This is a genomic window from Streptomyces sp. NPDC020917 (assembly GCF_044333795.1).
In the GTDB taxonomy this organism is placed as follows: domain Bacteria; phylum Actinomycetota; class Actinomycetes; order Streptomycetales; family Streptomycetaceae; genus Actinacidiphila.
The window spans coordinates 214413-237762 of the sequence record NZ_JBIRRR010000007.1 but is presented as its reverse complement, the minus strand read 5'-3'; the positions used below and the strand labels follow the sequence as shown (position 1 = coordinate 237762).

General features: G+C 72.6%; 19 protein-coding genes. 18 read left to right on the top strand and 1 reads right to left on the bottom strand.

What is annotated here, in order from left to right:
• Window positions 1-385 precede the first annotated feature (385 nt).
• The 17 genes from ACH4TG_RS17850 to ACH4TG_RS17770 all read left to right on the top strand — a co-directional run bounded on the left by ACH4TG_RS17850 (window position 386) and on the right by ACH4TG_RS17770 (window position 20108).
• Window positions 386-2308, top strand: a complete 1923-nt coding sequence (locus ACH4TG_RS17850; protein WP_398243457.1) for a DUF5941 domain-containing protein — start codon at window positions 386-388, stop codon at window positions 2306-2308.
• Window positions 2305-3081, top strand: coding sequence for a sugar phosphate nucleotidyltransferase (locus ACH4TG_RS17845; protein WP_398243255.1), 777 nt, complete (start codon window positions 2305-2307; stop codon window positions 3079-3081). The genes ACH4TG_RS17850 and ACH4TG_RS17845 overlap by 4 nt, the downstream gene beginning before the upstream one ends.
• Window positions 3069-4130, top strand: a complete 1062-nt coding sequence (locus ACH4TG_RS17840; protein WP_398243254.1) for an iron-containing alcohol dehydrogenase family protein — start codon at window positions 3069-3071, stop codon at window positions 4128-4130. Before ACH4TG_RS17845 ends, ACH4TG_RS17840 begins: the two co-directional genes overlap by 13 nt.
• Window positions 4108-4887, top strand: a complete 780-nt coding sequence (locus ACH4TG_RS17835; protein ID WP_398243253.1) for a CDP-alcohol phosphatidyltransferase family protein — start codon at window positions 4108-4110, stop codon at window positions 4885-4887. The genes ACH4TG_RS17840 and ACH4TG_RS17835 overlap by 23 nt, the downstream gene beginning before the upstream one ends.
• A gap of 44 nt (window positions 4888-4931) precedes the next feature.
• Window positions 4932-5786, top strand: coding sequence for a glycosyltransferase family 2 protein (locus ACH4TG_RS17830; protein WP_398243456.1), 855 nt, complete (start codon window positions 4932-4934; stop codon window positions 5784-5786).
• A gap of 83 nt (window positions 5787-5869) precedes the next feature.
• Entirely contained in the window at window positions 5870-6799 is a 930-nt protein-coding gene (locus ACH4TG_RS17825) for an ABC transporter permease (RefSeq protein WP_398243252.1), read from the top strand.
• A complete protein-coding gene (locus ACH4TG_RS17820; protein ID WP_398243251.1) occupies window positions 6786-7595 on the top strand; it encodes an ABC transporter ATP-binding protein in 810 nt (269 codons plus the stop codon). The genes ACH4TG_RS17825 and ACH4TG_RS17820 overlap by 14 nt, the downstream gene beginning before the upstream one ends.
• Before the next feature lie 341 nt (window positions 7596-7936).
• On the top strand, window positions 7937-8827 hold the full coding sequence (gene hpnC / locus ACH4TG_RS17815) for a squalene synthase HpnC (protein ID WP_398243250.1): 891 nt from the start codon (window positions 7937-7939) through the stop codon (window positions 8825-8827).
• A gap of 8 nt (window positions 8828-8835) precedes the next feature.
• A complete protein-coding gene (gene hpnD / locus ACH4TG_RS17810; protein ID WP_398243248.1) occupies window positions 8836-9768 on the top strand; it encodes a presqualene diphosphate synthase HpnD in 933 nt (310 codons plus the stop codon).
• A 130-nt stretch (window positions 9769-9898) separates the two neighbouring features.
• Window positions 9899-11338, top strand: a complete 1440-nt coding sequence (hpnE, locus tag ACH4TG_RS17805) for a hydroxysqualene dehydroxylase HpnE (RefSeq protein WP_398243247.1) — start codon at window positions 9899-9901, stop codon at window positions 11336-11338.
• Window positions 11335-12405: a polyprenyl synthetase family protein gene (locus ACH4TG_RS17800; RefSeq protein ID WP_398243246.1), complete on the top strand. Its 1071-nt coding sequence runs from the start codon at window positions 11335-11337 to the stop codon at window positions 12403-12405. The genes hpnE and ACH4TG_RS17800 overlap by 4 nt, the downstream gene beginning before the upstream one ends.
• Window positions 12406-12515: 110 nt before the next feature.
• Entirely contained in the window at window positions 12516-14531 is a 2016-nt protein-coding gene (gene shc / locus ACH4TG_RS17795; protein ID WP_398243245.1) for a squalene--hopene cyclase, read from the top strand.
• Window positions 14532-14534: 3 nt separating this feature from the next.
• Window positions 14535-15149, top strand: a complete 615-nt coding sequence (locus ACH4TG_RS17790) for a 1-hydroxy-2-methyl-2-butenyl 4-diphosphate reductase (RefSeq protein ID WP_398243244.1) — start codon at window positions 14535-14537, stop codon at window positions 15147-15149.
• Window positions 15150-15154: 5 nt separating this feature from the next.
• Window positions 15155-16183 carry an adenosyl-hopene transferase HpnH gene (hpnH, locus tag ACH4TG_RS17785; RefSeq protein ID WP_398243243.1) on the top strand — a complete coding sequence of 343 codons (1029 nt, stop codon included), beginning with the start codon at window positions 15155-15157 and terminating at the stop codon, window positions 16181-16183.
• Between the two features lie 159 nt (window positions 16184-16342).
• Window positions 16343-18373, top strand: coding sequence for a 1-deoxy-D-xylulose-5-phosphate synthase (gene dxs, locus ACH4TG_RS17780; protein ID WP_398243242.1), 2031 nt, complete (start codon window positions 16343-16345; stop codon window positions 18371-18373).
• Entirely contained in the window at window positions 18360-19814 is a 1455-nt protein-coding gene (locus ACH4TG_RS17775) for an aspartate aminotransferase family protein (RefSeq protein WP_398243241.1), read from the top strand. The genes dxs and ACH4TG_RS17775 overlap by 14 nt, the downstream gene beginning before the upstream one ends.
• 72 nt (window positions 19815-19886) lie before the next feature.
• Window positions 19887-20108, top strand: coding sequence for a hypothetical protein (locus ACH4TG_RS17770; RefSeq protein ID WP_398243240.1), 222 nt, complete (start codon window positions 19887-19889; stop codon window positions 20106-20108).
• Window positions 20109-20152: 44 nt separating this feature from the next.
• Here ACH4TG_RS17770 and ACH4TG_RS17765 read toward each other — a convergent pair whose 3' ends face one another.
• Complete coding sequence (locus tag ACH4TG_RS17765) at window positions 20153-20980, bottom strand: tyrosine-protein phosphatase (protein ID WP_398243239.1); 828 nt, start codon at window positions 20978-20980, stop codon at window positions 20153-20155.
• Window positions 20981-21139: 159 nt separating this feature from the next.
• Between ACH4TG_RS17765 and ACH4TG_RS17760 the strand changes: the two genes are divergently transcribed.
• A complete protein-coding gene (locus ACH4TG_RS17760) occupies window positions 21140-23311 on the top strand; it encodes an alpha-galactosidase (RefSeq protein ID WP_398243238.1) in 2172 nt (723 codons plus the stop codon).
• Window positions 23312-23350 lie beyond the last annotated feature (39 nt).

Here is a 23350-nt window from a genome sequence, read left to right as displayed (position 1 = left end):
TTCCGCCGGCTCCTCCGGCTGCGGAGTCGGCCGGCCGGTCCTCCGGCCCTGCCGTGCGGCGGCCCAGTCAACACCGGTCACGCACCGTGGGCAAGCCGGTACTGGAGACCATTGTCATGTGCGGTGAGCTGCGGCGACGGACCCCGCGGCGGGTGTCAGGCGACCTGGCGGGGACATCCCCCGGACGGCTCAGCGTGCAGGGGCGTTGTCCCTGGTGGGGGTGATCCGAGATGATGATCACACCAGGGGTGCCACGTTCAGGCGAACAGGCAGTGAACGCCTGCCGTCGTGAATCCGATAGCCTCGCCGTCGTGTCCGGCCCGGCCCCGCCTCAACGGGCGGCCCCGCGGGCACGCCTCCGCACGCTTCCAGGGAGTGGGTTCCTCTGCCGACCGCTATTCTCACCGGCCCGCCCGCCGCCGGGGCGCCGTCTCCGCTCGCGGACGACCTGCGGGCGCTGGGGTTCCAGGTCACCGAGGCCGTGGACGCCGCGGACGCCGCGGCCCGGCTGGCCGCCGTCCCCGCCGCGGACCGGGTCGCGCTGGTCGACCCGCGGTTCGTCGGCCACCGGCACGCGCTGCGGCTGGCGCTGACCGACCCGCGCTTCGACGCCGCCGCCGTACCGGGCGCCGTCTCGGTGCAGGCCAAGGCCCGCCCGGCCCTCGTCCGGGCGCTCGGCGGACTCGCCGCCGGCGCCCCGGCAGCCGTCAGCGCGGCCGGCGGCCACCAGACCGGCACCGCGCTGGCCGACGCACCCGGTGCCTCCGGGACCGTTTCCGGCCAGGCGGCCGGCGACCCGGCCGGGCGCGCCGGCGTGCTGCCCGACGCGGTGGCCGCGGCCCTCGACACCGAGGGCGCCGCCCCGCACCGGCCGGAGCTCGGCGTGCTGGTCGCCACCGTGCCCGCCGACGCGGACGCGCACGCGGCGGCCACCGCCGCCGTCGGCGCGGTCGACGAGGAGTCGGTGCGGCTGCGCAGCGCCGTCAAGGCGCGCGACGGCTTCTTCACCACCCACTTCATCAGCCCCTACTCGCGCTACGTCGCCCGCTGGTGCGCGCGCCGAGGGCTCACGCCCAACCAGGTCACCACCGCCTCGCTGCTGGTGGCGCTGATCGCTGCCGGGTGCGCGGCGACCGGCACCCGCGCCGGGTTCGTCGCGGCCGGCGTGCTGCTCATCGCCTCCTTCGTGCTCGACTGCACCGACGGCCAGCTGGCCCGCTACTCGCTGCAGTACTCCACGCTCGGCGCCTGGCTCGACGCGACCTTCGACCGGGCCAAGGAGTACGCCTACTACGCGGGTCTCGCGCTGGGCGCGGCCCGCGGCGGCGACGACGTGTGGGCGCTGGCCCTGGGCGCGATGGTGCTGCAGACCTGCCGGCACGTCGTCGACTTCGCGTTCACCGAGGCCAACCACGACGCGACCGGCAACACCAGCCCCACCGCGGCCCTCTCCGACCGGCTGGACAGCGTCGGCTGGACGGTCTGGGTGCGCCGGATGATCGTGCTGCCGATCGGCGAGCGCTGGGCCCTGATAGCGGTGCTGACCGCGGTCACCACGCCCAGGATCACCTTCGTGGTGCTGCTCGTCGGCTGCGCGCTGGCCGCCTGCTACACCACCGCAGGGCGGGTGCTGCGCTCGCTGACCCGCAGGGCCGGCCGGACCGACCGGGCCGCGCAGGCCCTCCACGACCTGGCGGACAGCGGCCCGCTGGCCGAGGCCGTGGCCGGTGCCGCCCGCCCGCTGGCCGCCCGGCTGCCCGCCTTCGCTCCGCCCGCGGTCGCGCTGGCCGGCGGCGGCGTGCTGGTGGCGACCGCCGCGCTGGCGCCCGCGGGCAGCTGGTGGGTGGTCGCGGCCGCCGCCGTCTACGTCGTCACGTCCGGGCTGGCCGTGGCCCGCCCGCTCAAGGGCGCGCTCGACTGGCTGGTGCCGCCCTTCTTCCGGGCCGCCGAATACGGAACCCTGCTGGCCCTTTCTGCCATCTCAGGGGTAAACGGGGCGTTGCCCGCTGCTTTCGGCCTGGTGGCGGCGGTCGCCTACCATCACTACGACACGGTGTACCGCATCCGCGGCGGCACCGGGGCGCCGCCTCGGGCCCTGGTGCGGGCGGCCGGCGGGCACGAGGGCCGGGCACTGCTGGTGGCCGTCCTCGCGGCCGCTCTCGCGCACCACACGGGACTCACCGTGGCGCTGACGGTCCTCGCCGTCGCCCTCGCGCTGCTGGTCCTGACCGAGAGCATCCGCTTCTGGGTGTCCGCCCACCGGGCGGGTGCGCCCGCCGTCCACGACGAATCAGGAGAACCCGCATGATCGGCCTCGTGCTGGCGGCCGGCGCCGGCCGCCGTCTGCGTCCCTACACCGACACCCTGCCGAAGGCGCTGGTGCCGGTGGTCGAAAGGGCGGGAGGGACGGACGGAGCCGAAGCCGGCGGGGAGAGCCTCACCGTGCTCGACCTCACCCTCGCGAACTTCGCCGAGATCGGGCTGACCGAGGTCGCGGTCGTCGTCGGGTACCGCAAGGAGGCGGTCTACGCGCGCAAGGAGGCGCTGGAGGCCAAGTACGGCGTGCGCCTGACCCTGATCGACAACGACAAGGCGGAGGAGTGGAACAACGCCTACTCCCTGTGGTGCGCCCGCGACGCCCTCAAGGACGGCGTGATCCTCGCCAACGGCGACACGGTCCACCCGGTGTCGGTGGAGCGGACGCTGCTCGCCGCCCGCGGTGAGGGGCGGCGGATCATCCTGGCGCTGGACACCGTCAAGAAGCTCGCCGACGAGGAGATGAAGGTCGTCGCCGAGCCCGGCAAGGGCGTGCGCCGGATCACCAAGCTGATGGACCCCGCCGAGGCCACCGGCGAGTACATCGGCGTCACCCTCATCGAGGGCGACGCCGCCGCCGAACTGGCCGACGCGCTCAAGGCGACCTTCGAGCGGGACCCCGACCTCTACTACGAGGACGGCTACCAGGAGCTGGTCGACCGCGGCTTCACCATCGACGTCGCGCCCATCGGCGAGGTGTCCTGGGTGGAGATCGACAACCACGAGGACCTCGCCAAGGGCAGGGAGATCGCATGCCGGTACTGACCCGGCTCGTCCCGTCGCCGGTCGTCGTCGACATCAGGCCGGGCGCGCTGGACGGCCTCGGCACGCTCCTCGCCGACCAGCGCATCTCCAGCTTCGGCCGGCTGGCCGTGGCGATCAGCCGCGGCTCCGGCGCCGCACTGCGGGAGCGACTTTCGGCCACCCTGCCCGGCGCGGACTGGATCGAGGTCGGCGGCGGCAGCATCGACGCGGCCGTCAAGCTCGCCGACGCGATGCGCGGCAGCCGCTACGACGCGGTGGTGGCGCTCGGCGGCGGCAAGATCATCGACGCCTCGAAGTACGCCGCCGCCCGGGTCGGGCTGCCGCTGGTCGCGGTCGCCACCAACCTCTCCCACGACGGCATCTGCTCGCCCGTGGCCACCCTGGACAACGACAACGGCCGCGGCTCCTACGGCGTCCCCTCGCCGATCGCGCTGGTCATCGACCTCGACGTGGTGCGCCAGGCGCCCGCCCGCTTCGTGCGCTCGGGCATCGGCGACGCCGTCTCCAACATCAACGCGATCGCCGACTGGGAGCTGTCGCACCGGGAGACCGGCGAGCGCATCGACGGCCTGGCCGCGGCCATGGCCCGCACCGCGGGCGAGGCCGTGCTGCGGCACACCGGCGGCATCGGCGACGACGACTTCCTCACCACGCTCGCCGAGGCGCTGGTGCTCTCCGGCATCGCGATGTCGGTGAGCGGCGACAGCCGCCCGGCGTCCGGCGCGTGCCACGAGATCCTGCACGCCTTCGACCTGCTCTTCCCGCAGCGGGCGCCGGCGCACGGCGAGGGCGCCGGACTGGGCGCCGCGTTCGCCATGCACCTGCGCGGCGCGACCGAGCAGGCCGGGCTGATCGCGGAGGTGCTGCGCCGGCACGGCCTGCCGGTGCTCGCCTCCGACACCGGCTTCACCGACCCGGAGTTCGTCGAGGTGGTGCGCTACGCACCGCAGACCCGCCCCGGCCGCTACACGATCCTGGAACACCTGGACCTGTCCGACACCGAGATCAGAGACGCGTACGCCGACTATGCCAAAGCCATCAGTAGCTGAACTGCGCCCGGTCGTTCACCCCCCGGGGGTCAAGGACCGGCGCAGCGGCGAGCACTGGGCCGGCCGGCTCTACATGCGGGAGCTCTCCCTCCGCATAGACCGGCACCTGGTGCTCACCCGCATCACGCCCAATCAGCTGACGTACCTCATGACCGTCTTCGGCGTGCTCGCCGCCCCGGCACTGCTGGTGCCCGGGATCGCGGGCGCCGTACTCGGTGTGCTCATGGTGCAGCTGTACCTGCTCCTGGACTGCGTCGACGGTGAGATCGCGCGCTGGAAGCAGCAGTTCTCGCTCAGCGGTGTGTACCTGGACCGGGTCGGCGCGTACCTGTGCGACGCGGCGGTGCTCGTCGGCCTCGGTCTGCGGGCCGCCGACCTGTTCGGCGACGGCCGGATCGACTGGCTGTGGGCGTTCCTGGGCACCCTCGCCGCGCTGGGCGCGGTGCTGATCAAGGCCGAGACCGACCTGGTCGGCGTGGCCCGCCACCAGGGCGGGCTGCCCCCCGTCAAGGAGGCGGCGTCCGAGCCGCGTTCCTCCGGGGTGGCGCTGGCCCGCCGGGCCGCCGCCGCGCTGAAGTTCCACCGGCTGGTGCTCGGCGTCGAGGCGTCCCTGCTGATCCTGCTGCTGGCGATACTGGACCAGATCCACGGCGACCTGTTCTTCACCCGGCTCGGCGTCGCGGTGCTCGCCGCGATCGCCATGCTGCAGACGCTGCTCCACCTGGTGTCCGTCCTCGCGTCGAGCAGGCTGAAGTGAGTACGCCGGGGACGCCGCTGAAGGTCGGCGCGGTCATCATCACCATGGGCAACCGGCCCGCCGAGCTGCAGGACCTGCTGGACTCGGTCGCCAAGCAGCAGGGCCCGGCCATCGAGGTGGCCGTGGTCGGCAACGGTTCGCCGCTGCCCCCGCTCGCCGCGCTGCCCGGCGGGCTGCGCACCGCGGAGGTCCCGGAGAACCTCGGCATCCCCGGCGGCCGCAACGTCGGCATCGAGCTGTTCGGGCCGGGCGGCCGGGACGTCGACGTCCTGCTGTTCCTCGACGACGACGGGCTGCTGCCCGGCGACGACACCGGTGAACTGGTGCGCCGCGCGTTCGAGGAGGACCCGCAGCTGGGCATCGTCAGCTTCCGGATCGCCGACCCGGAGACCGGCGTCACGCAGCGGCGGCACGTGCCGCGGCTGCGGGCCGCCGACCCGATGCGCAACTCGCGGGTGACCACCTTCCTCGGCGGGGCCAGCGCGGTGCGCACCCGCGTCATCCAGCAGGTCGGCGCGCTGCCCGCGGAGTTCTTCTACGCCCACGAGGAGACGGATCTGGCCTGGCGTGCTCTTGACGCGGGCTGGCTGATCGACTACCGCTCCGACCTCGTGCTGCACCATCCGGCCACGTCCCCCGCCCGGCACGCGGTCTACCACCGGCTGGTGGCCCGCAACCGGGTGTGGCTGGCGCGACGCAACCTGCCGTGGCCGCTGGTCCCGGTGTACCTCGGCGTGTGGTTCGCACTGACCCTGGTGCGACGTCCGTCACGTCCGGCGCTGCGCGCCTGGCTCGGCGGATTCCGCGAGGGGTGGCGCACCCCGTGCGGTGAACGCCGGCCCATGCGATGGCGAACGGTCTGGCGGTTGACCCGGCTAGGCCGACCCCCGATCATCTGACAAGCTCAGACCTGAGAGCATCAGGCGCAGTCCGGGAACCCCCCTGCCTCCCGGAGCGCACCTTGAGGACGAAAGTGTCAACTGTGAGCGAGACAACGCACGATGGTGCGGTCGCCGTCGGGGCCCTGCCGGCCCCTTCGGCCGACGACGGCCTCAGCCCCTCCCAGCTGGCGGCCAAGTACGGCCTGACCGTCAGTGGCGCCCGGCCCGGGCTGGCGGAGTACACCCGACAGCTGTGGGGCCGGCGACATTTCATCAACGAGTTCGCCAAGGCACGAACCGCCGCCCAGTACACCCAGGCCCGCCTGGGACAGCTGTGGCAGGTGATGACGCCGCTCCTCAACGCGGCCGTGTACTACCTGATCTTCGGTCTGCTCATCGGCACCAGCAAGGGCATCGACAACTTCATCGCCTACCTGGTCACCGGCATCTTCATCTTCACGTTCACGCAGAACTCGGTCCTCAGCGGCGTGCGCGCGATCTCCGGTAACCTCGGGCTGATCCGGGCGCTGCACTTCCCGCGCGCCTCGATGCCGGTGGCGTTCACGCTCATGCAGCTCCAGCAGCTGATGATGTCGATGTTCGTGCTGGTGGCGATCGTGCTGATGACCGGCGAGGTGCCGGACGCGTCCTGGTTCCTGATGGTCCCGGCCCTGCTGACGCAGTGGGTCTTCAACACCGGCCTGGCGCTCATCATGGCCCGGCTCGGCAGTAAGATGACGGACCTCGCCCAGCTGATGCCGTTCATACTCCGGACCTGGATGTACATGTCCGGTGTGATGTACAGCATCTCGAACCTGGCCGCGAAGGCCCCGCACATCGTGCGGATCCTGCTGGACATCAACCCGGCCGCGGTCTACATCGACCTGATGCGCTTCGCGCTGATCGACAGCGTCACCTCCGCGCAGCTCCCGCCGCACATCTGGGTGAGTGCCGTGGGCTGGGCGGTGCTGGTCGGCGTCGGAGGATACGTCTACTTCTGGAAGGCTGAAGAGTCCTATGGCCGTGGCTGAGCAGCAGACCGTCGCGGACGCCACCCCTGCGGCGGGCGCCCCCGTCCCCACCGTGATCGTCGACGACGTGCACATCGTCTACACGGTCTACGGCGCCGGCACCGGCAAGGGCAGCGCGACCTCGGCCCTGGCCCGGCTGCTGTCCCGGAAGGCGAACCCGAACATCCGCCGGGTGCACGCGGTCAAGGGCGTCAGCTTCACCGCCTACCGCGGCGAGGCGATCGGGATCATCGGCTCCAACGGATCGGGCAAGTCCACGATCCTGCGGGCGATCGCCGGCCTGCTCCCGCCCGAGCGCGGCAAGATCTACACCGACGGCCAGCCGTCCCTGCTGGGCGTCAACGCGGCGCTGATGAACGACCTGACCGGCAGCACCAACGTGCTGCTCGGCGGCCTCGCGATGGGCATGTCCCAGGAAGAGGTCAACCAGCGGTACCAGCAGATCGTCGACTTCTCGGGCATCAACGAGAAGGGCGACTTCATCTCGCTGCCGATGCGCACGTACTCCTCCGGCATGGCGGCCCGGCTCCGGTTCTCCATCGCCGCGGCCAAGAACCACGACGTGCTGATGATCGACGAGGCGCTGGCCACCGGCGACCGCGCGTTCCAGCGGCGCTCGGAGGCGCGGATCCGCGAACTGCGCCAGGAGGCCGGCACCGTCTTCCTGGTGAGCCACAACAACAACTCCATCCGCGACACCTGCGACCGGGTGGTGTGGCTGGAGAAGGGCGAGCTGCTGATGGACGGTCCGACCGACGACGTCATCAAGGCGTACGAGGCGCACAGCGGGAAGTGACCTCAGCTTCATCCGTTCTTGACCGTACTGTTGCCGAAAACCACCACCCCCGCCGGATGATCCGGCGGGGGTGGTGCGTTGAAATGGTTGGGTGGCGCAACGGATGCCGCGACCACCCCTGTCACGCCCCCGGCGTACGCCGGTAGCTGCCCGGACGTAAGCTGTACCGGTACTCGGTGCCTGGGTCATGAGCGAGACGGGGTGTGCGCGACTCCCGGTGCGGCGTGTCCGAAATGGGAAGATTCGTCCGGGCGGTGTAGAACGGGGGATGTGGCGGCCATGAAGATCGGGACCATGCTGTGCCGGGGCACGCTCGCCGCCTGCGTACCGGGATCCGCACAGTGACCGGGGACGACTCGTCCCGGGCCGTCCTGGACAAGGCCGCGCGCGAGAACTTCCCCGTGGCACCGGTGTTCCTTCCGCGCGCCTGGCGTCAGGACCTCATGGCCGTCTACGGGTTCGCCCGCCTGGTGGACGACATCGGCGACGGCGACCTCGCCAACGGCGGGCGCGACGACGCCGTGCGCCTGGGCCTGTCCGCGGAGGACGCCGGCGACCGCACCGCCATGCTTGACGCCTTCGAGGCCGACCTGCGGCGGGTCTTCGACGGCGGCACCCCCGGCCACCCCCTGCTGCTCGCCCTGCGCCCCACCGTGCGGCGCCACCGCCTGACCCCCGAACCGTTCCTGGGCCTGATCGGCGCCAACCGGCAGGACCAGCACGTCACGCGCTACGCCACCTACGAAGACCTGCTCGCCTACTGCGAGCTGTCGGCCAATCCGGTCGGCCGGCTGGTGCTGTCCATCACCGGCACCTCCACGCCCGAACGGATCCGCCGCTCCGACGCCGTGTGCACCGCACTGCAGATCGTCGAGCACCTGCAGGACGTGGCCGAGGACCTCGGCCGCGACCGGATCTACCTTCCGGCTGCGGACATGAAACGTTTCGCGGTGGAGGAGGCGGACCTCGCCGCCCCCAGCGCGAACAGCCGGGTGCGCGAGCTGGTCGCCTTCGAGGCGGGCCGCGCCCGGGACCTGTTGGATGAAGGCACCCCCCTGGTGGGTAGCGTCCGAGGAAGGCTTCGGCTACTGCTCGCCGGGTTCGTCGGTGGTGGTCGCGCCGCGCTCAAGGCGGTCGAGTCGGCCGGCCACGACGTCCTGGCCGGTTCGCCCAAGGCCACCAAGCCCGGGCTGCTGCGCGAGGTGGGGTCGACATTGCGAAGAGAGGGGTGAGCCGGACCATGAACGGTTCCGCCCACACGTCCGGGCTGGTGCATGCCGCTTACCGGTACTGCGAGGTCGTGACCGGACACGAGGCCCGCAACTTCGCCTACGGGATCCGCCTGCTGCCCACCGCCAAGCGGCAGGCCATGTCCGCGCTGTACGCCTTCTCGCGCCGCGTCGACGACATCGGCGACGGCGAGCTGGACACCGCGGAGAAGGTGCGGCGGCTCGAGGCCACCCGCGAGGTGCTGGTCCGGATCCGCGAGGGCGACGTCGCCGAGGACGACGTCGACCCGGTCGCGGTGGCGCTGGCCGACGCCGGCGCCCGGTTCCGGCTGCCGCTCGACGGCCTCGACGAACTCATCGACGGCGTCCAGATGGACGTTCGGGGTGAAACCTACGAGACCTGGGACGAACTGGCCGTCTACTGCCGATGTGTGGCAGGAGCGATCGGAAGGCTCTCCCTGGGCGTTTTCGGCACCGTGAATGGGCACGATCATGAACGTGCCGCCGAATACGCCGACACGCTCGGCCTCGCCCTGCAGCTCACCAACATCCTCCGGGACGTCCGCGAGGACGCCGGGAACGGGCGCACGTACCTGCCCGCCGAGGACCTGGCCAAGTTCGGCTGCGCGGACGGGTTCCACGGCGACACGCCGCCGCCGGGCTCCGACTTCACCGGTCTGGTGGAGTACGAGGTGCGCCGCGCCCGCCAGCTGTTCGCCACCGGCTACCGGCTGCTGCCGATGCTGGACCGCAGGAGCGGCGCCTGCGTCGCCGCCATGGCCGGCATCTACCGCCGCCTGCTGGAGAGGATCGCCGCCGACCCGCTGGCGATACTGCGCGGCCGGGTGTCGCTGCCCGGGCGGGAGAAGGCGTACGTCGCGGTCCGCGGCCTCGCCGGTGTCGACGCCCGCCGTACCGCGCACGGCCCACGGAGCGACGTGTGACACCCATCCGCGAGGGCGCGGACACCGCAACACGGAAGCTCCACGACCAGGCAACCCAGGCGACGCGCATCGCGTCACTTTCCGCGACGGCCAGCTGCACCCCGCGGGGCGCAGCCCGACGGGAGGGCGCATGACCACCACGCAGAGCAGCACCGACGACGACCGGCCGGCCTCCGGCGCGCCGGCCGGCGGCGGCGCGCGCCGCCGTGCCGTGGTGGTCGGCGGCGGGCTGGCCGGCACCACCGCCGCGCTGGCCCTGGCCGACGCCGGAATGCAGGTGACGCTCACCGAGGCCCGGCCCCGGCTCGGCGGTCTGGCCTTCTCCTTCAAGCGCGGCGCCCTGTCGGTCGACAACGGGCAGCACGTCTTCCTGCGCTGCTGCACCGCCTACCAGTGGTTCCTCGACCGGATCGCCGCCCGCGACCTGGTGACCCTTCAGGAGCGCCTGGAGGTCCCGGTGGTCGACGCCGACACCGGGCGCGCCGGGCGGCTCAGCCGGGCCGCGCTGCCGGTGCCGCTGCACCTGGCCGCCAGCCTCGCCCGCTACCCGCACCTGTCGCTGCGCGAGCGGGCCTCGGTCGGCCGCGCCGCGCTGGCGCTGCGCGGCCTGGACCTGGACGACCCGGCGCTGGACCGCACCGACTTCGGCAGCTGGCTCGCCGCGCGCGGCCAGTCCGACCGCACCATCGAGGCCCTGTGGGACCTGGTCGGCGTGGCCACCCTGAACGCCACCGCGGGCGAGGCCTCGCTGGGCCTGGCCGCGAAGGTCTTCAAGACCGGCCTGCTGTCCGACCCCGGGGCCGCCGACATCGGCTGGGCGTCGGCGCCGCTCGGCGACCTCCACCACGGCCGCGCGACCGCGGCCCTGGAGGCCGCCGGGGTCACGGTCCTGCTGCGCACGCGCGCGAGCGCGATCGACGGCGAGGGCGGGCAGCGCCAGGTGACCGTGGAGACCGGCCCGGGCCGCGCGGAGCAACTGGCCGCCGACACCGTGGTGCTGGCGGTCCCTCAGCGCGAGGCGCACGCGCTGCTGCCCGAAGGTGCTGTGAAGGAGCCGGAAAAGCTGTTGCGGATCGGTACCGCGCCGATCCTCAATGTCCATGTGATCTACGACAGACAGGTGCTCGACCAGCCGTTCGTCGCGGCTGTCGGCAGCCCTGTCCAGTGGATCTTCGACCGCACCGCAAGCTCCGGACTGACCGGCGGCGGCCAGTACGTGGCCGTGTCCCAGTCCGCCGTCCAGGACGAGATCGACCTGCCGGTCGCCACCCTGCGCGACCGCTACCTGCCCGAGATCGCGCGCGTGCTGCCGGCCGCGCGCGGCGCGGAGGTCCGCGACTTCTTCGTCACCCGGGAGCGGACCGCGACCTTCGCGCCCGCGCCGGGAGTCGGTGCGCTGCGTCCTGGACCGGTCACCGGCGACCCCTGCCTGTTCCTGGCCGGGGCGTGGACCGCCACCGGCTGGCCCGCGACCATGGAAAGCGCGGTGCGCAGCGGGCTCCAGGCGTCCCGGGAAGCCCTGTCCACCCTGGGTCTTCCGTACGACAACGGCGTCCTGGAGGCGGCATGAGTGCAATTGGTGCAACAAGAGGAGACAACGTGACCGCTGACAGCGTCATCGCGCTGCTGGAAAACGGCCGCATCCTGACCACCCCCGTCCTCCGCGCCGCAGTGGCCCGCCTCGTTCCCCCGATGGACACCGTCGCCGCATACCACTTCGGCTGGATCGACCAGGCCGGCCGCCCGGCCGAGGGCGACGGCGGCAAGGCCGTGCGCCCGGCGCTGGCGCTGCTGTCCGCCCAGGCCGCGGGGGCTCCCGCCGAGACGGGCGTGCCCGGCGCCGTGGCGGTGGAGCTCGTCCACAACTTCTCGCTGCTGCACGACGACCTGATGGACGGTGACGAGCAGCGCCGCCACCGTGACACGGTCTGGAAGGTGCACGGCCCGGCCCAGGCGATCCTGGTCGGCGACGCACTGTTCGCGCTCGCCAACGAGATCCTGCTGGAGCAGGGCACGGTCGACGCCGGGCGGGCCACCCGCCGGCTGACCACCGCCACCCGCAAGCTGATCGACGGCCAGGCGCAGGACATCTCCTTCGAGCACCGCGAGCGGGTCACCGTCGAGGAGTGCCTGGAGATGGAGGGCAACAAGACCGGCGCCCTGCTGGCCTGCGCCTCCTCCATCGGCGCGGTGCTCGGCGGGGCCAGCGAGGCCGACGCCGACGCGCTGGAGGACTACGGCTACCACCTGGGGCTGGCGTTCCAGGCGATCGACGACCTGCTGGGCATCTGGGGCGACCCGGCGACCACCGGCAAGCAGACCTGGAGCGACCTGCGGCAGCGCAAGAAGTCTCTTCCGGTCGTCGCCGCGCTGGCCGCGGGCGGCTCCGCGTCGGAGCGGTTGGGTGAACTGCTGGCCGCCGACGCGAAGAATCCGGAAAACGATGCCTTCAGCGAGGAAGAGTTCGCCATGCGCGCGGCGTTGATCGAAGAGGCCGGTGGTCGCGAGTGGACGTCCCAGGAAGCCCGCAGGCAGTACGCGACCGCCATTGCCGCGCTGGACAGCGTGGGCATGCCGGAAGATGTGCACGACAAGCTGGTCGGTCTTGCGGATTTTGTGGTGGTCCGCGAGAAGTAGCAGGAGAAGCAACAGCAACAACGTGGAGCGCATGACGTCGCCCGACCCTCGCATGTGACGGCCGACGGCCGCCCCAACACCGCAGAAGTCTCAACTGCAAAGGGGAAGCCATGACAGCGACGACCGATGGCAGTCCAGGGACGCCAACCCACCGGACACCTTCGGCCAGCAGCACCTCGGCGCCGGACCCTGTTCCCACCGGCGGACCCGAGGCGGCGGCGCAGCGTGCCGTGCAGCGCGCCGCAGACCACCTTCTGGCACGGCAGCACCCTGACGGCTGGTGGAAGGGCGACCTCGAAACCAATGTGACCATGGATGCCGAGGACCTGATGCTCCGCCAGTTCCTCGGCATCAGCGACCCCGAGGTCACGGCCGCCTCCGCCCGCTGGATCCGCTCGCAGCAACGCGAGGACGGCGCCTGGCCGACCTTCCACGGCGGCCCCGGCGACCTGTCCGCCACCATCGAGGCCTACGTGGCACTGCGGCTGGCCGGGGACGACCCGGACGAGGCCCACATGCAGCTGGCCGCCAAGTGGTCGCGCGCCGAGGGCGGGGTCGCCGCCAGCCGGGTCTTCACCCGGATCTGGCTGGCCCTGTTCGGCTGGTGGAGCTGGGAGGACCTGCCGGAACTGCCGCCGGAGATCATCTACCTGCCCAAGTGGATGCCGCTGAACATCTACTCGTTCGGCTGCTGGGCACGGCAGACCATCGTGCCGCTGACCGTGGTCGGCGCCCACCGCCCGGTCCGCCCCACGCCCTTCGGCATCGACGAGCTGCACATCGACCCGGCCGCGCCCAACCCCAAGCGCCGCAAGGCCCCGATCACCACCTGGGACGGCATCTTCCAGCGCCTCGACCAGGCGCTGCACGTCTACCGCCGGTTCACTCCGCGCCCGGTGCGCCGCTCGGCGATGAACGCCTGCGCCCGCTGGATCATCGAGCGCCAGGAGGCGGACGGCTGCTGGGGCGGTATCCAGCCGCCCGCGGTGTACTCGGTGATCGCCCTCCATCTGCTCGGCTACGACCTCGACCACCCGGTTCTCAAGGCAGGACTCGAGTCGCTGGATCGTTTCGCCGTGTGGCCCGAGGACGGCGTGCGGATGATCGAGGCGTGCCAGTCGCCGGTGTGGGACACCTGCCTGGCCGCCATCGCGCTCGCCGACGCCGGGCTGCCGGCGGACCACCCGGGGCTGGTGAAGGCGGCGGACTGGATGCTCGGGGAGCAGATCACCCGGCCCGGCGACTGGTCCGTGCAGCGCCCGCAGCTGGCGCCCGGCGGCTGGGCCTTCGAGTTCCACAACGACAACTACCCGGACATCGACGACACCGCGGAAGTGGTGCTGGCGCTGCGCCGGGTGGCCCACCCCGACCAGGCGCAGGTGGACTCCGCGATCGACCGCGCGGTCCGCTGGAACGTCGGCATGCAGTCCAGGAACGGCGCCTGGGGCGCCTTCGACGCCGACAACACCAGCCCGTTCCCCAACCGGCTGCCGTTCTGCGACTTCGGCGAGGTCATCGACCCGCCGTCGGCCGACGTGACGGCGCACGTGGTGGAGATGATGGCCGCCCTCGGCCTGGAGAACGACCCGCACACGCAGCGCGGCATCGCCTGGCTGCTGTCGGAGCAGGAGGAGAACGGCGCCTGGTTCGGGCGCTGGGGGGTCAACTACATCTACGGCACGGGTTCCGCCGTGCCCGCGCTGGCCTCCGCGGGGCTGCCCGCGTCCCACCCGGCGATCCGCAAGGCCGTCGGCTGGCTGGAGTCGGTGCAGAACGCGGACGGCGGCTGGGGCGAGGACCTGCGGTCGTACTCCGACACCGAGTGGATCGGCCGCGGCCACTCCACGCCGTCGCAGACGGCGTGGGCGCTGCTCGCGCTGCTCTCGGCCGGGGAACGGGACAACGACGCCGTCACCCGCGGGGTGCGCTGGCTGGTGGACACCCAGCTGGAGGACGGTTCCTGGGACGAGCCGTACTTCACGGGTACCGGTTTCCCGCGGGACTTCTCGATCAACTACCACCTGTACCGGATGGTGTTCCCGCTCACCGCGCTCGGCCGCTACGTGCGCTCCGAGCCCTTCGGAACCGCCGGCGCCGCCCATGTCGCCGTCGAGAAGGGAGCCTAGTTCGTGGGTCGTACCCAGCCGCCGCTGCTGGTGGTGTGCGCCCTGCGCATCGAGCGGTTCGCGCTGCGCAGGGGCGCGGCCAGGAGCTCCGCGGAGGAGGTCACCGTGCTGCGTACCGGCATGGGGCCGAAGGCCGCGGACCGGGCCGTCCGTGCTGCCCTGCACGATCCGCACCACGCCGACGCCGCCGTCCTGACCACCGGCTTCTGCGCCGGGCTCGCGCCCGGCATGCGGCCGGGGGACGTCGTCGTCGCCGATGACGGGCACGAGAGCCAGGCGCTGGCCGCCGCGCTCAAGACCGCCCTCGCGGACACCGGCCACACCGTGCACACCGGCACCCTGGCGGAGTCCGACCATGTCGTGCGGGGCGCCGAGCGCACCGCTCTCGCGGCGGCCGGTGCCATCGCCGTGGACATGGAGTCGGCCGCGATGCGCCGCGCCGCCCTCGCCGAGGGGGCGCACCGTGTCGCGGCGGCCCGCGTGGTCGTCGACACGCCCGAGTTCGAACTCGTCCGGGTCGGCACGCTTCGCACCGGGATCCTCGCTTTCCGGGTGCTCAGAGATCTTGTTCCCGCCTTTCTCGAATGGCACCGCACTACCGCGCTCCCCTGGAGGTGAGCTAGATGGCTATGCCGCTCCGTCAGACCGTCCGTGTCGCGTCGTACCTCTTCGAACAGAAAATGGTCCGGCGCCGCGAAAAGTTCCCGCTCATCGTCGAACTCGAACCGCTCTTCGCCTGCAACCTGAAATGTGAGGGCTGCGGCAAGATCCAGCACCCCGCCGGGGTGCTCAAGCAGCGCATGCCGGTGGCCCAGGCCGTCGGCGCGGTGCTGGAGTCGGGTGCGCCGATGGTGTCCATCGCGGGCGGCGAGCCGTTGATGCATCCCCAGATCGACGAGATCGTCCGCCAGCTGGTGGCCCGCAAGAAGTACGTCTTCCTGTGCACCAACGCCCTGCTGCTCCGTAAGAAGATCGACAAATTCACGCCGTCTCCTTACTTTGCCTTTACCGTTCATATCGACGGCATGCGCGAGCGGCACGACGAGTCGGTGGCCAAGGAAGGCACCTTCGACGAGGCGGTGGAGGCGATCAAGGAGGCCAAGCGCCGCGGTTTCCGCGTCACCACCAACTCGACCTTCTTCAACACCGACACCCCGCAGACGATCATCGAGGTGCTCAACTTCCTCAATGACGACCTGCAGGTCGACGAGATGATGCTGTCGCCCGCCTACGCCTACGAGAAGGCCCCCGACCAGGAGCACTTCCTGGGCGTGGAGCAGACCCGCGAGCTGTTCAAGAAGGCGTTCGGCGACGGCAACCGCCGCAAGTGGCGGCTCAACCACAGCCCGCTCTTCCTGGACTTCCTCGAGGGCAAGGCCGACTTCCCCTGCACCGCCTGGGCGATCCCGAACTACTCGCTGTTCGGCTGGCAGCGCCCCTGCTACCTGATGGCAGACGGCTACGTGCCCACCTACCAGGAGCTGATCGAGAAGACCGACTGGGACAAGTACGGCCGCGGCAAGGACGAGCGGTGCGACAACTGCATGGCGCACTGCGGCTACGAGCCGACCGCCGTCCTGGCCACCATGGGCTCCCTGAAGGAGTCCCTGCGCGCCGCCCGGGAGACCGTCGCGTCGAACCGCGCGAAGTGACCCCGCCGGTGAGCGGCTGATCGGCTGGACGCGTACGGGTCACCGGCGGCGGCAACGCCGTACCGGTGACCCGCGCGCGTACCCGCCAAGGGGTACACGGGGGCCACACGGGGACGTCAGGGGACACACCGCACATCCGGCAGGGAACGAGGTCTGCACATGTCGACGCTGGAGAACATCCACAGCCCACGCGACCTGAAGGCGCTGCCCGAGGGCCGGCTCGACGAACTCGCCGCCGACATCAGGCAGTTCCTCGTCCAGGCAGTGGCCAGAACCGGTGGCCATCTGGGACCCAATCTCGGCGTGGTGGAGCTGACCATCGCGCTGCACCGCGTCTTCGACTCGCCGGCCGACCGGATCCTGTGGGACACCGGCCACCAGGCCTACGTCCACAAGCTCCTCACCGGGCGCCAGGACTTCTCCAAGCTGCGCAGCAAGGGCGGCCTGTCCGGCTACCCGTCGCGGGACGAGTCCGAGCACGACGTGATCGAGAACAGCCACGCCTCGACCGTGCTGGGCTGGGCCGACGGCCTGGCCAAGGCCAACGAGGTGCGGCACTGCAGCGACCGGGTCGTCGCGGTGATCGGCGACGGCGCGCTGACCGGCGGCATGGCCTGGGAGGCGCTGAACAACATCGCCGCCGCCCGGGACCGCCCCCTGATCATCGTGGTCAACGACAACGAGCGCTCCTACGCCCCCACCATCGGCGGCCTCGCCAACCACCTGGCGACGCTGCGCACCACCGACGGCTACGAGCGCTTCCTGTCCTGGGGCAAGCAGGTCCTGCAGCAGACGCCGGTGGTCGGCCGGCCGCTGTACGAGTCGCTGCACGGCGCCAAGAAGGGCTTCAAGGACGCCTTCGCGCCGCAGGGCATGTTCGAGGACCTGGGCCTGAAGTACCTCGGCCCGATCGACGGCCACGACATCGCCGCCGTGGAGTCCGCGCTGCGCCGCGCCCGCCGCTTCCACGGCCCGGTGCTGGTGCACTGCCTGACCGAGAAGGGCCGCGGCTACCCGGCGGCCGAGCAGGACGAGGCGGACCGCTTCCACACGGTGGGCGCGATGGACCCGCTGACCTGCCTGCCGCTGTCACCTTCCCAGGGACCCTCGTGGACCTCGGTGTTCAGCGACGAGATGGTCCGCATCGGCGAGGAGCGGCCCGACGTCGTCGCGATCACCGCGGCGATGCTGCAGCCGGTCGGCCTGGAGGCGTTCGCCAGGGCCCACCCCGAGCGGGTCTTCGACGTCGGCATCGCCGAGCAGCACGCCGCCACGTCCGCCGCGGGCCTGGCCACCGGCGGGCTGCACCCGGTCGTCGCGGTGTACGCGACGTTCCTCAACCGGGCGTTCGACCAGGTGCTGATGGACGTGGCGCTGCACAGGTGCGGGGTCACCTTCGTCCTGGACCGGGCCGGGGTCACCGGTGTGGACGGCGCGTCGCACAACGGCATGTGGGACATGTCGATCCTCCAGGTCGTCCCCGGCCTGCGGATCGCCGCGCCGCGCGACGCCGACCAGCTGCGGGCCCAGCTGCGCGAGGCCGTCGCGGTCGAGGACGCGCCCACCGTCGTCCGCTTCCCCAAGGAGACCGCGGGCGCACCGCTGCCGGCGGTCGGCCGGATCGGCGGCATGGACGTCCTGCACCGGCCCGCCGGCGGGCAGCAGGCCGACGTGCTGCTGGTCGCCGTCGGCGCGCTCGGCGCGACCTGCCTGACCGCGGCCGAACTCCTCACCGAGCGCGGCATCGAGGTGACCGTGGTGGACCCGCGCTGGGTCAAGCCCGTCGACCCCGCGCTGCCCGAACTGGCCGCCGCACACCGGCTGGTGGCGGTGGTGGAGGACAACGGCCGGGCCGGCGGCGTCGGTTCCGCGATCGCGCAGGCGCTGCGCGACGCCGGTGTGGACGTGCCGCTGCGCGACTTCGGCATCCCCAACCAGTTCCTCTCGCACGCCAAGCGCGGCGAGATCCTGGCCGACATCGGCCTCACCCCGGCGGAGATCGCCGGCGGCATCGGCGCGGCCCTGACCCGCGTCACCGGGCGCGCCGCGGGCCACGCCGCCGTCCCCGCCGCCGGCCGCCCGCGCACCGCCGCGGCCGTCGACCCCGCCGTCCCGGCACCCGCGCGGCCCGCGCATACTTCGGAGCGGATCCACGTACGCAAGGAGCAGGTGAGCGATGACAGCCTCTGACGCGGCGCCCGGGCGGGACGCCGGCGGACAGGACTCCGGCGAGCAGGACCCGGCGGGCCGGCCCAAGGGCTTCGACCTGGCGACGCTGCTCGCCGAACGCGGCGGTGAGCGCTACGACCTGCACGCGCGGTACCTCAACCACCAACTGCCGCGCATGCTGCACACGATCGGGTTCGACCGGTACTACGAGCGGGCCGAGGGCGCCCACTTCTGGGACGCCGAAGGCAACGACTACCTCGACATGCTCGCCGGGTTCGGCGTCCAGGGCCTGGGCCGGCACCACCCGGTGGTACGCAAGGCGCTGCACGACGTACTGGACGCCGGCCTGCCCGACCTCACCCGCTTCGACTGCCAGCCACTGCCCGGCCTGCTCGCCGAGAAGCTACTCGCCCACACCCCGCACCTGGACCGGGTGTTCTTCGGGAACAGCGGAACCGAAGCCGTCGAGACCGCGCTGAAGTTCGCCCGGTACGCCACCGGCAAGCCCCGCGTCCTGTACTGCACCCACTCCTTCCACGGCCTGACCACGGGCTCGCTGTCGGTCAACGGCGAACCCGGCTTCCAGGACGGTTTCGCGCCGCTGCTGCCGGACACGGCGATCGCCCTGGGCGACCTCGACGCGCTGGCCCGCGAACTCAAGCGCGGCGACGTGGCGGCGCTCATCGTGGAGCCGATCCAGGGCCACGGCGTGTACCTGATGCCGCCGGGATTCCTGCGCGCCGCCCAGGAGTTGCTGCGCAAGCACAAGGCGCTGCTGATCTGCGACGAGGTGCAGACCGGCCTCGGCCGCACCGGCACCTTCTGGGCGTACGAGCAGGAGGACGTCGAACCGGACCTGGTCACCGTGGCCAAGGCGCTGTCCGGCGGCTACGTGCCGGTCGGCGCGACCCTCGGCAAGGACTGGATCTTCAAGAAGGTCTACTCCTCGATGGACCGGGTGCTGGTCCACTCCGCCAGCTTCGGCTCCAACAACCAGGCGATGGCCGCCGGTCTGGCGAGCCTGTCCGTGATCGAGGACGAGCAGCTGGTGGAGAACTCCCGCCGGGTCGGCGACCTGCTGCGCACCCGGCTGGCCGGACTCACCGACCGGTACGAGATGCTCAAGGAGGTCCGCGGACGCGGGCTGATGGTCGCCGTCGAGTTCGGCCGGCCCAAGTCGCTGGGCCTGCGCAGCCGCTGGACGATGCTGCAGGCGGCCCGCAAGGGGCTGTTCGCGCAGATGGTCGTCGTCCCGCTGCTGCAGCGGCACCACATCCTCACCCAGGTCTCCGGCGACCACATCGAGGTCATCAAGCTGATCCCGCCGCTGGTGTTCACCGAGGCCGACGCGGACCGCTTCGTCACCGCCTTCACCGCGGTGATGGACGACGCCCACGACGGCGGCGGCCTGATGTGGGACTTCGGCAAGACGCTGGTCAAGCAGGCCGTCGCCAACCGGTAGGCGGCGGCACGGCATCATCCGGCCGGCGGGCCGACCAGGGGGGACCGCCGGCCGGCTCACGGGGGGACGGGCATGACGGACGGCACGACCGTGCACGCGGTCAACGCGCTCACCGCGCGGTGGGCCGCGGCGGCGCTGGACGGCGGCACCGGGGGAGTGGTCAGCGGGGCCTGCCTGTGGCCGCTGCCGGCGTTCCCCGGCGGCGCCGCCGACGGCCCGGCACGGACCGAACTGGCCGCCACCCAGCCGGCGGCCAGGACCAGCCCGCTCGACCCCTGGCCCGGCGGCCGGTAGCAGGCCCGCCCGGGGTGGACCGGGCGGGCGCCGCCGCGGCGCGTTCAGTCCGTGAGCAGCCGGTCCTTCAGGCGTGCGCGCCGCTCCGGCGTCAGCCCCAGGCCCTCGGCCAGGTAGCGGTCCACCGACCCCCACTCCTCCTCGATCGTCGCGAAAGCGACCCGCAGGTACTCCACGCGCGCCTCGAAGAGCGGGCTGAGCAGGTCGCGGATGACGGGGTCGATCGCGGTGCCGGTGCTGCCGTCGCCGCGCACCACCTTGTAGCGGCGGTGCCGGGCGTTGCTCTGCAGGTAGTCCTCCTCGATCGCGGAGCGCTCGACGTCCAGCGCCAGCAGGATGATCGCGATCGAGGTGCCCGCGCGGTCCTTGCCGGCCGCGCAGTGCAGCAGCGCCGGGACCGCGGGGTCCTCGGCGTCGGAGAGCTCGGCCAGCATCCGGGAGTGCTCGCCGGTCCGCTCCAGGACGAGCTTGCGGTACGCGGCGGCCATCCGCTCCGCGCCCTTGCCGTCGCCCAGCACCTCCCGCAGCGCGGCGATGTCGCCGTCGCGCACGGTGCCCCAGAAGCCCGCACCCTCCGCCGGGTCGCTGAGCGGCATGTTGATGTTGCGGGTGCCGGTCAGCTCGGCGTCCGGGCCCTCCAGGGCTATGTCGTCGCCGTTGCGGAAGTCGAAGACGGTGTGCAGGCCCAGGCTCTCCAGGAACGCGGTGTCCTGCTCGGAGGCGTGCGCGAGGTGCCCGCTGCGGAACAGCACGCCGTGCCGCACCCGGCGGCCGTCCACCGTCGGCAGGCCGCCGACGTCGCGGAAATTGCGCACATCGGTCAGCTCGGGTTCGTCCCCGGTCGGGGTGGACTGCCGCACTTCCTGCGTCACCTGCGCTCCTTCGTCGTCGCTCACCGCTCATGCTGGGGCACACCCGACGATACGGCAGCGCGGGAAACCACGTACCGAACGGTATGTGTCCGGCAGGCCATTGCCCTGTGCCAGGCCCGGGCCGATGATGTCCGGATCCGACGGGGGCGAGGGGAACGCATGATCGAAACGGGCGGATCCGGCCGGCTCTGGCTGCTGTCAGGACCGGGCAGCAGCTACGCGCTGCACGTGACCGACCGCGACGACCTGCTCCACCTCCACTGGGGCGCCCGGATCGCGCTGCCCGACGCCGAGGCCCTCGCCGTCGACCCGCTGCCCGCGGAGCGCCCCTTCGAGTCCGCCCTGGACGGCCGCGAGGAGTACCCGGTCGAGGGCGGCCCGCGGTTCGCCCGGCCCGCCCTGTCCGTGCGTTCGGAGCCGTCCGCGGACGGCTCCGTCCGCGGCACCGAGTGGTGCTTCGAGGAGGACGAGACCGTCCGCGGCCCCGACGGCGAGGAACTGCGGCTGCACTTCCACGACTCCCTGCACCACCTCGACCTGACCCTCCACTACCGGCTGCCGCCCGGCAGCGACGTCGTCGAGCGCTGGATCACCGCCGCCCACGTCGGCCACGCCGGCACCCCCGCGCTGGAACTCCTGCGCGCCGACTCGGCCACCTGGACGCTGCCGCACCGGCCGGCCTGGCGGATGTCCCAGCTGCACGGCCGCTGGGGCGCGGAGTCACGGCTGGCGCGGGCGCCGCTGGCCCCCGGCGAGCGGGTCATCGGCAGCCGCAGCGGGCACACCTCCCACCACCACCTGCCCTGGTTCGCGCTCGACGAGGGCGAGGCCACCGAGGAGCACGGCCAGGTGTGGACCGGCGCGCTGGCCTGGTCCGGCTCCTGGCGGATCGCCGTCGCCGTGCTCCCCGACGGCCGCGTCCAGGCCACCGGCGGCGCCGGCCACGACGACGCCGGGCTCGTCCGCCTCACTCCCGGCGGCTCGTTCACCGGCCCGGTCTTCGCCGGGCTGTACAGCGACGGCGGGTTCGGCGCGGCCAGCCGCGCCTGGCACGCCTACCAGCGCGCCCACGTCCTGCCCGACGTGGACCGGCCCCGCCCGGTCGCCTACCGGCCGGGCCCGGTGACCGGCCCGGTCCCCGGTCCCGCCGCGGCCGCCGGCGCACCGGGCGCGCGGGCCGCCGGGCCCGACCTGCGGCAGCACCAGGAGCTGGCGCGCCGCGCCGCGCAGATGGGCGTCGAGCTGTACGTCGTGGACGCCGCGCGCGGCACCCTCTTCGGCGAGGAGACGGCGGGCTCCGCCCGTGCCGCCCGCCCCGGGCCCGCCGGCGGCCTGCTGAAGGCGTTCGCCGACGAGGTCCACGGGCTCGGCATGCGGCTGGGCGTGCGCGTCGAACCGGAGACCGTCGAGACCGGCGGCGAGCTGATCCGGCTCCACCCCGACTGGGTGCAGCAGCAGCCAGGACGGCGGCGCACCGAGTACGGCGGCCGGCTGCTGCTCAACCTCGCCCGGCCCGACGTCCGCGACCACCTCGCCGGGGAACTGGACGCGCTGCTGCACAGCGCCCCCGTGGACCACCTCGCCTGGGACGTCAACCGGCCCTACACCGAGGCCGGTTGGCCGGGGGAGCGGTACCCGCAGCGGCTGTGGGCCGGGCATGTGCGGGGCCTGTACGCCCTGCTGGACCGGCTGCGCACCGCCCACCCCTCCCTCACCGTCGAGACCGGCGCGGGCGGCGGCGGGCGCACCGACCTCGGCATCCTCGCCCGCGCCGACCAGGTGGCGGCCAGCGACACCACCGACCCCCTCGACCGGCTCGACGTCCAGCACGGTTTCAGCCAGCTCCACCCGGCCGTCACGATGACCGCGCCCGTCACCGCGGGCCGCGCCCCCGGCCCCAACCACCGCGCCGGGTCGCTGCGCTTCCGCTTCGTCACCGCCATGGCCGGCGCCCTCGCGCTGGACGGCGACCTGCTGGAGTGGGGCGTGCACAAGCGGGCCGAGGCGGCCACCTGGATCGCGCTGTACACCGCGGTCCGGCCTGTGGTGCACGGCGGCGCGCTGTACCGGCTGCGGCCACCGGGCGACGGCGGCCTGAGCGCCGTGCAGTACGTGCGCGGCGACGAGACCGTGGTGCTGGCCTGGCTGCAGGCCCAGCGGTACGGCGATCCCCCCGCGCCGCTGCGGCTGCGCGGGCTCGACCCCTCCGCCTCCTACCGGGACCTGGCCACCGGGGTGGTGCGGCGCGGCGCGGTGCTCGCCGAGCACGGGCTGCGCACCACCCTCGGCGGCGACCTGGACGCCGCCGTATTCCATCTGCGCCGGGTTTGACCCGGTGGGATGGATCACGTCGCGTCAACCCCTCCCTAC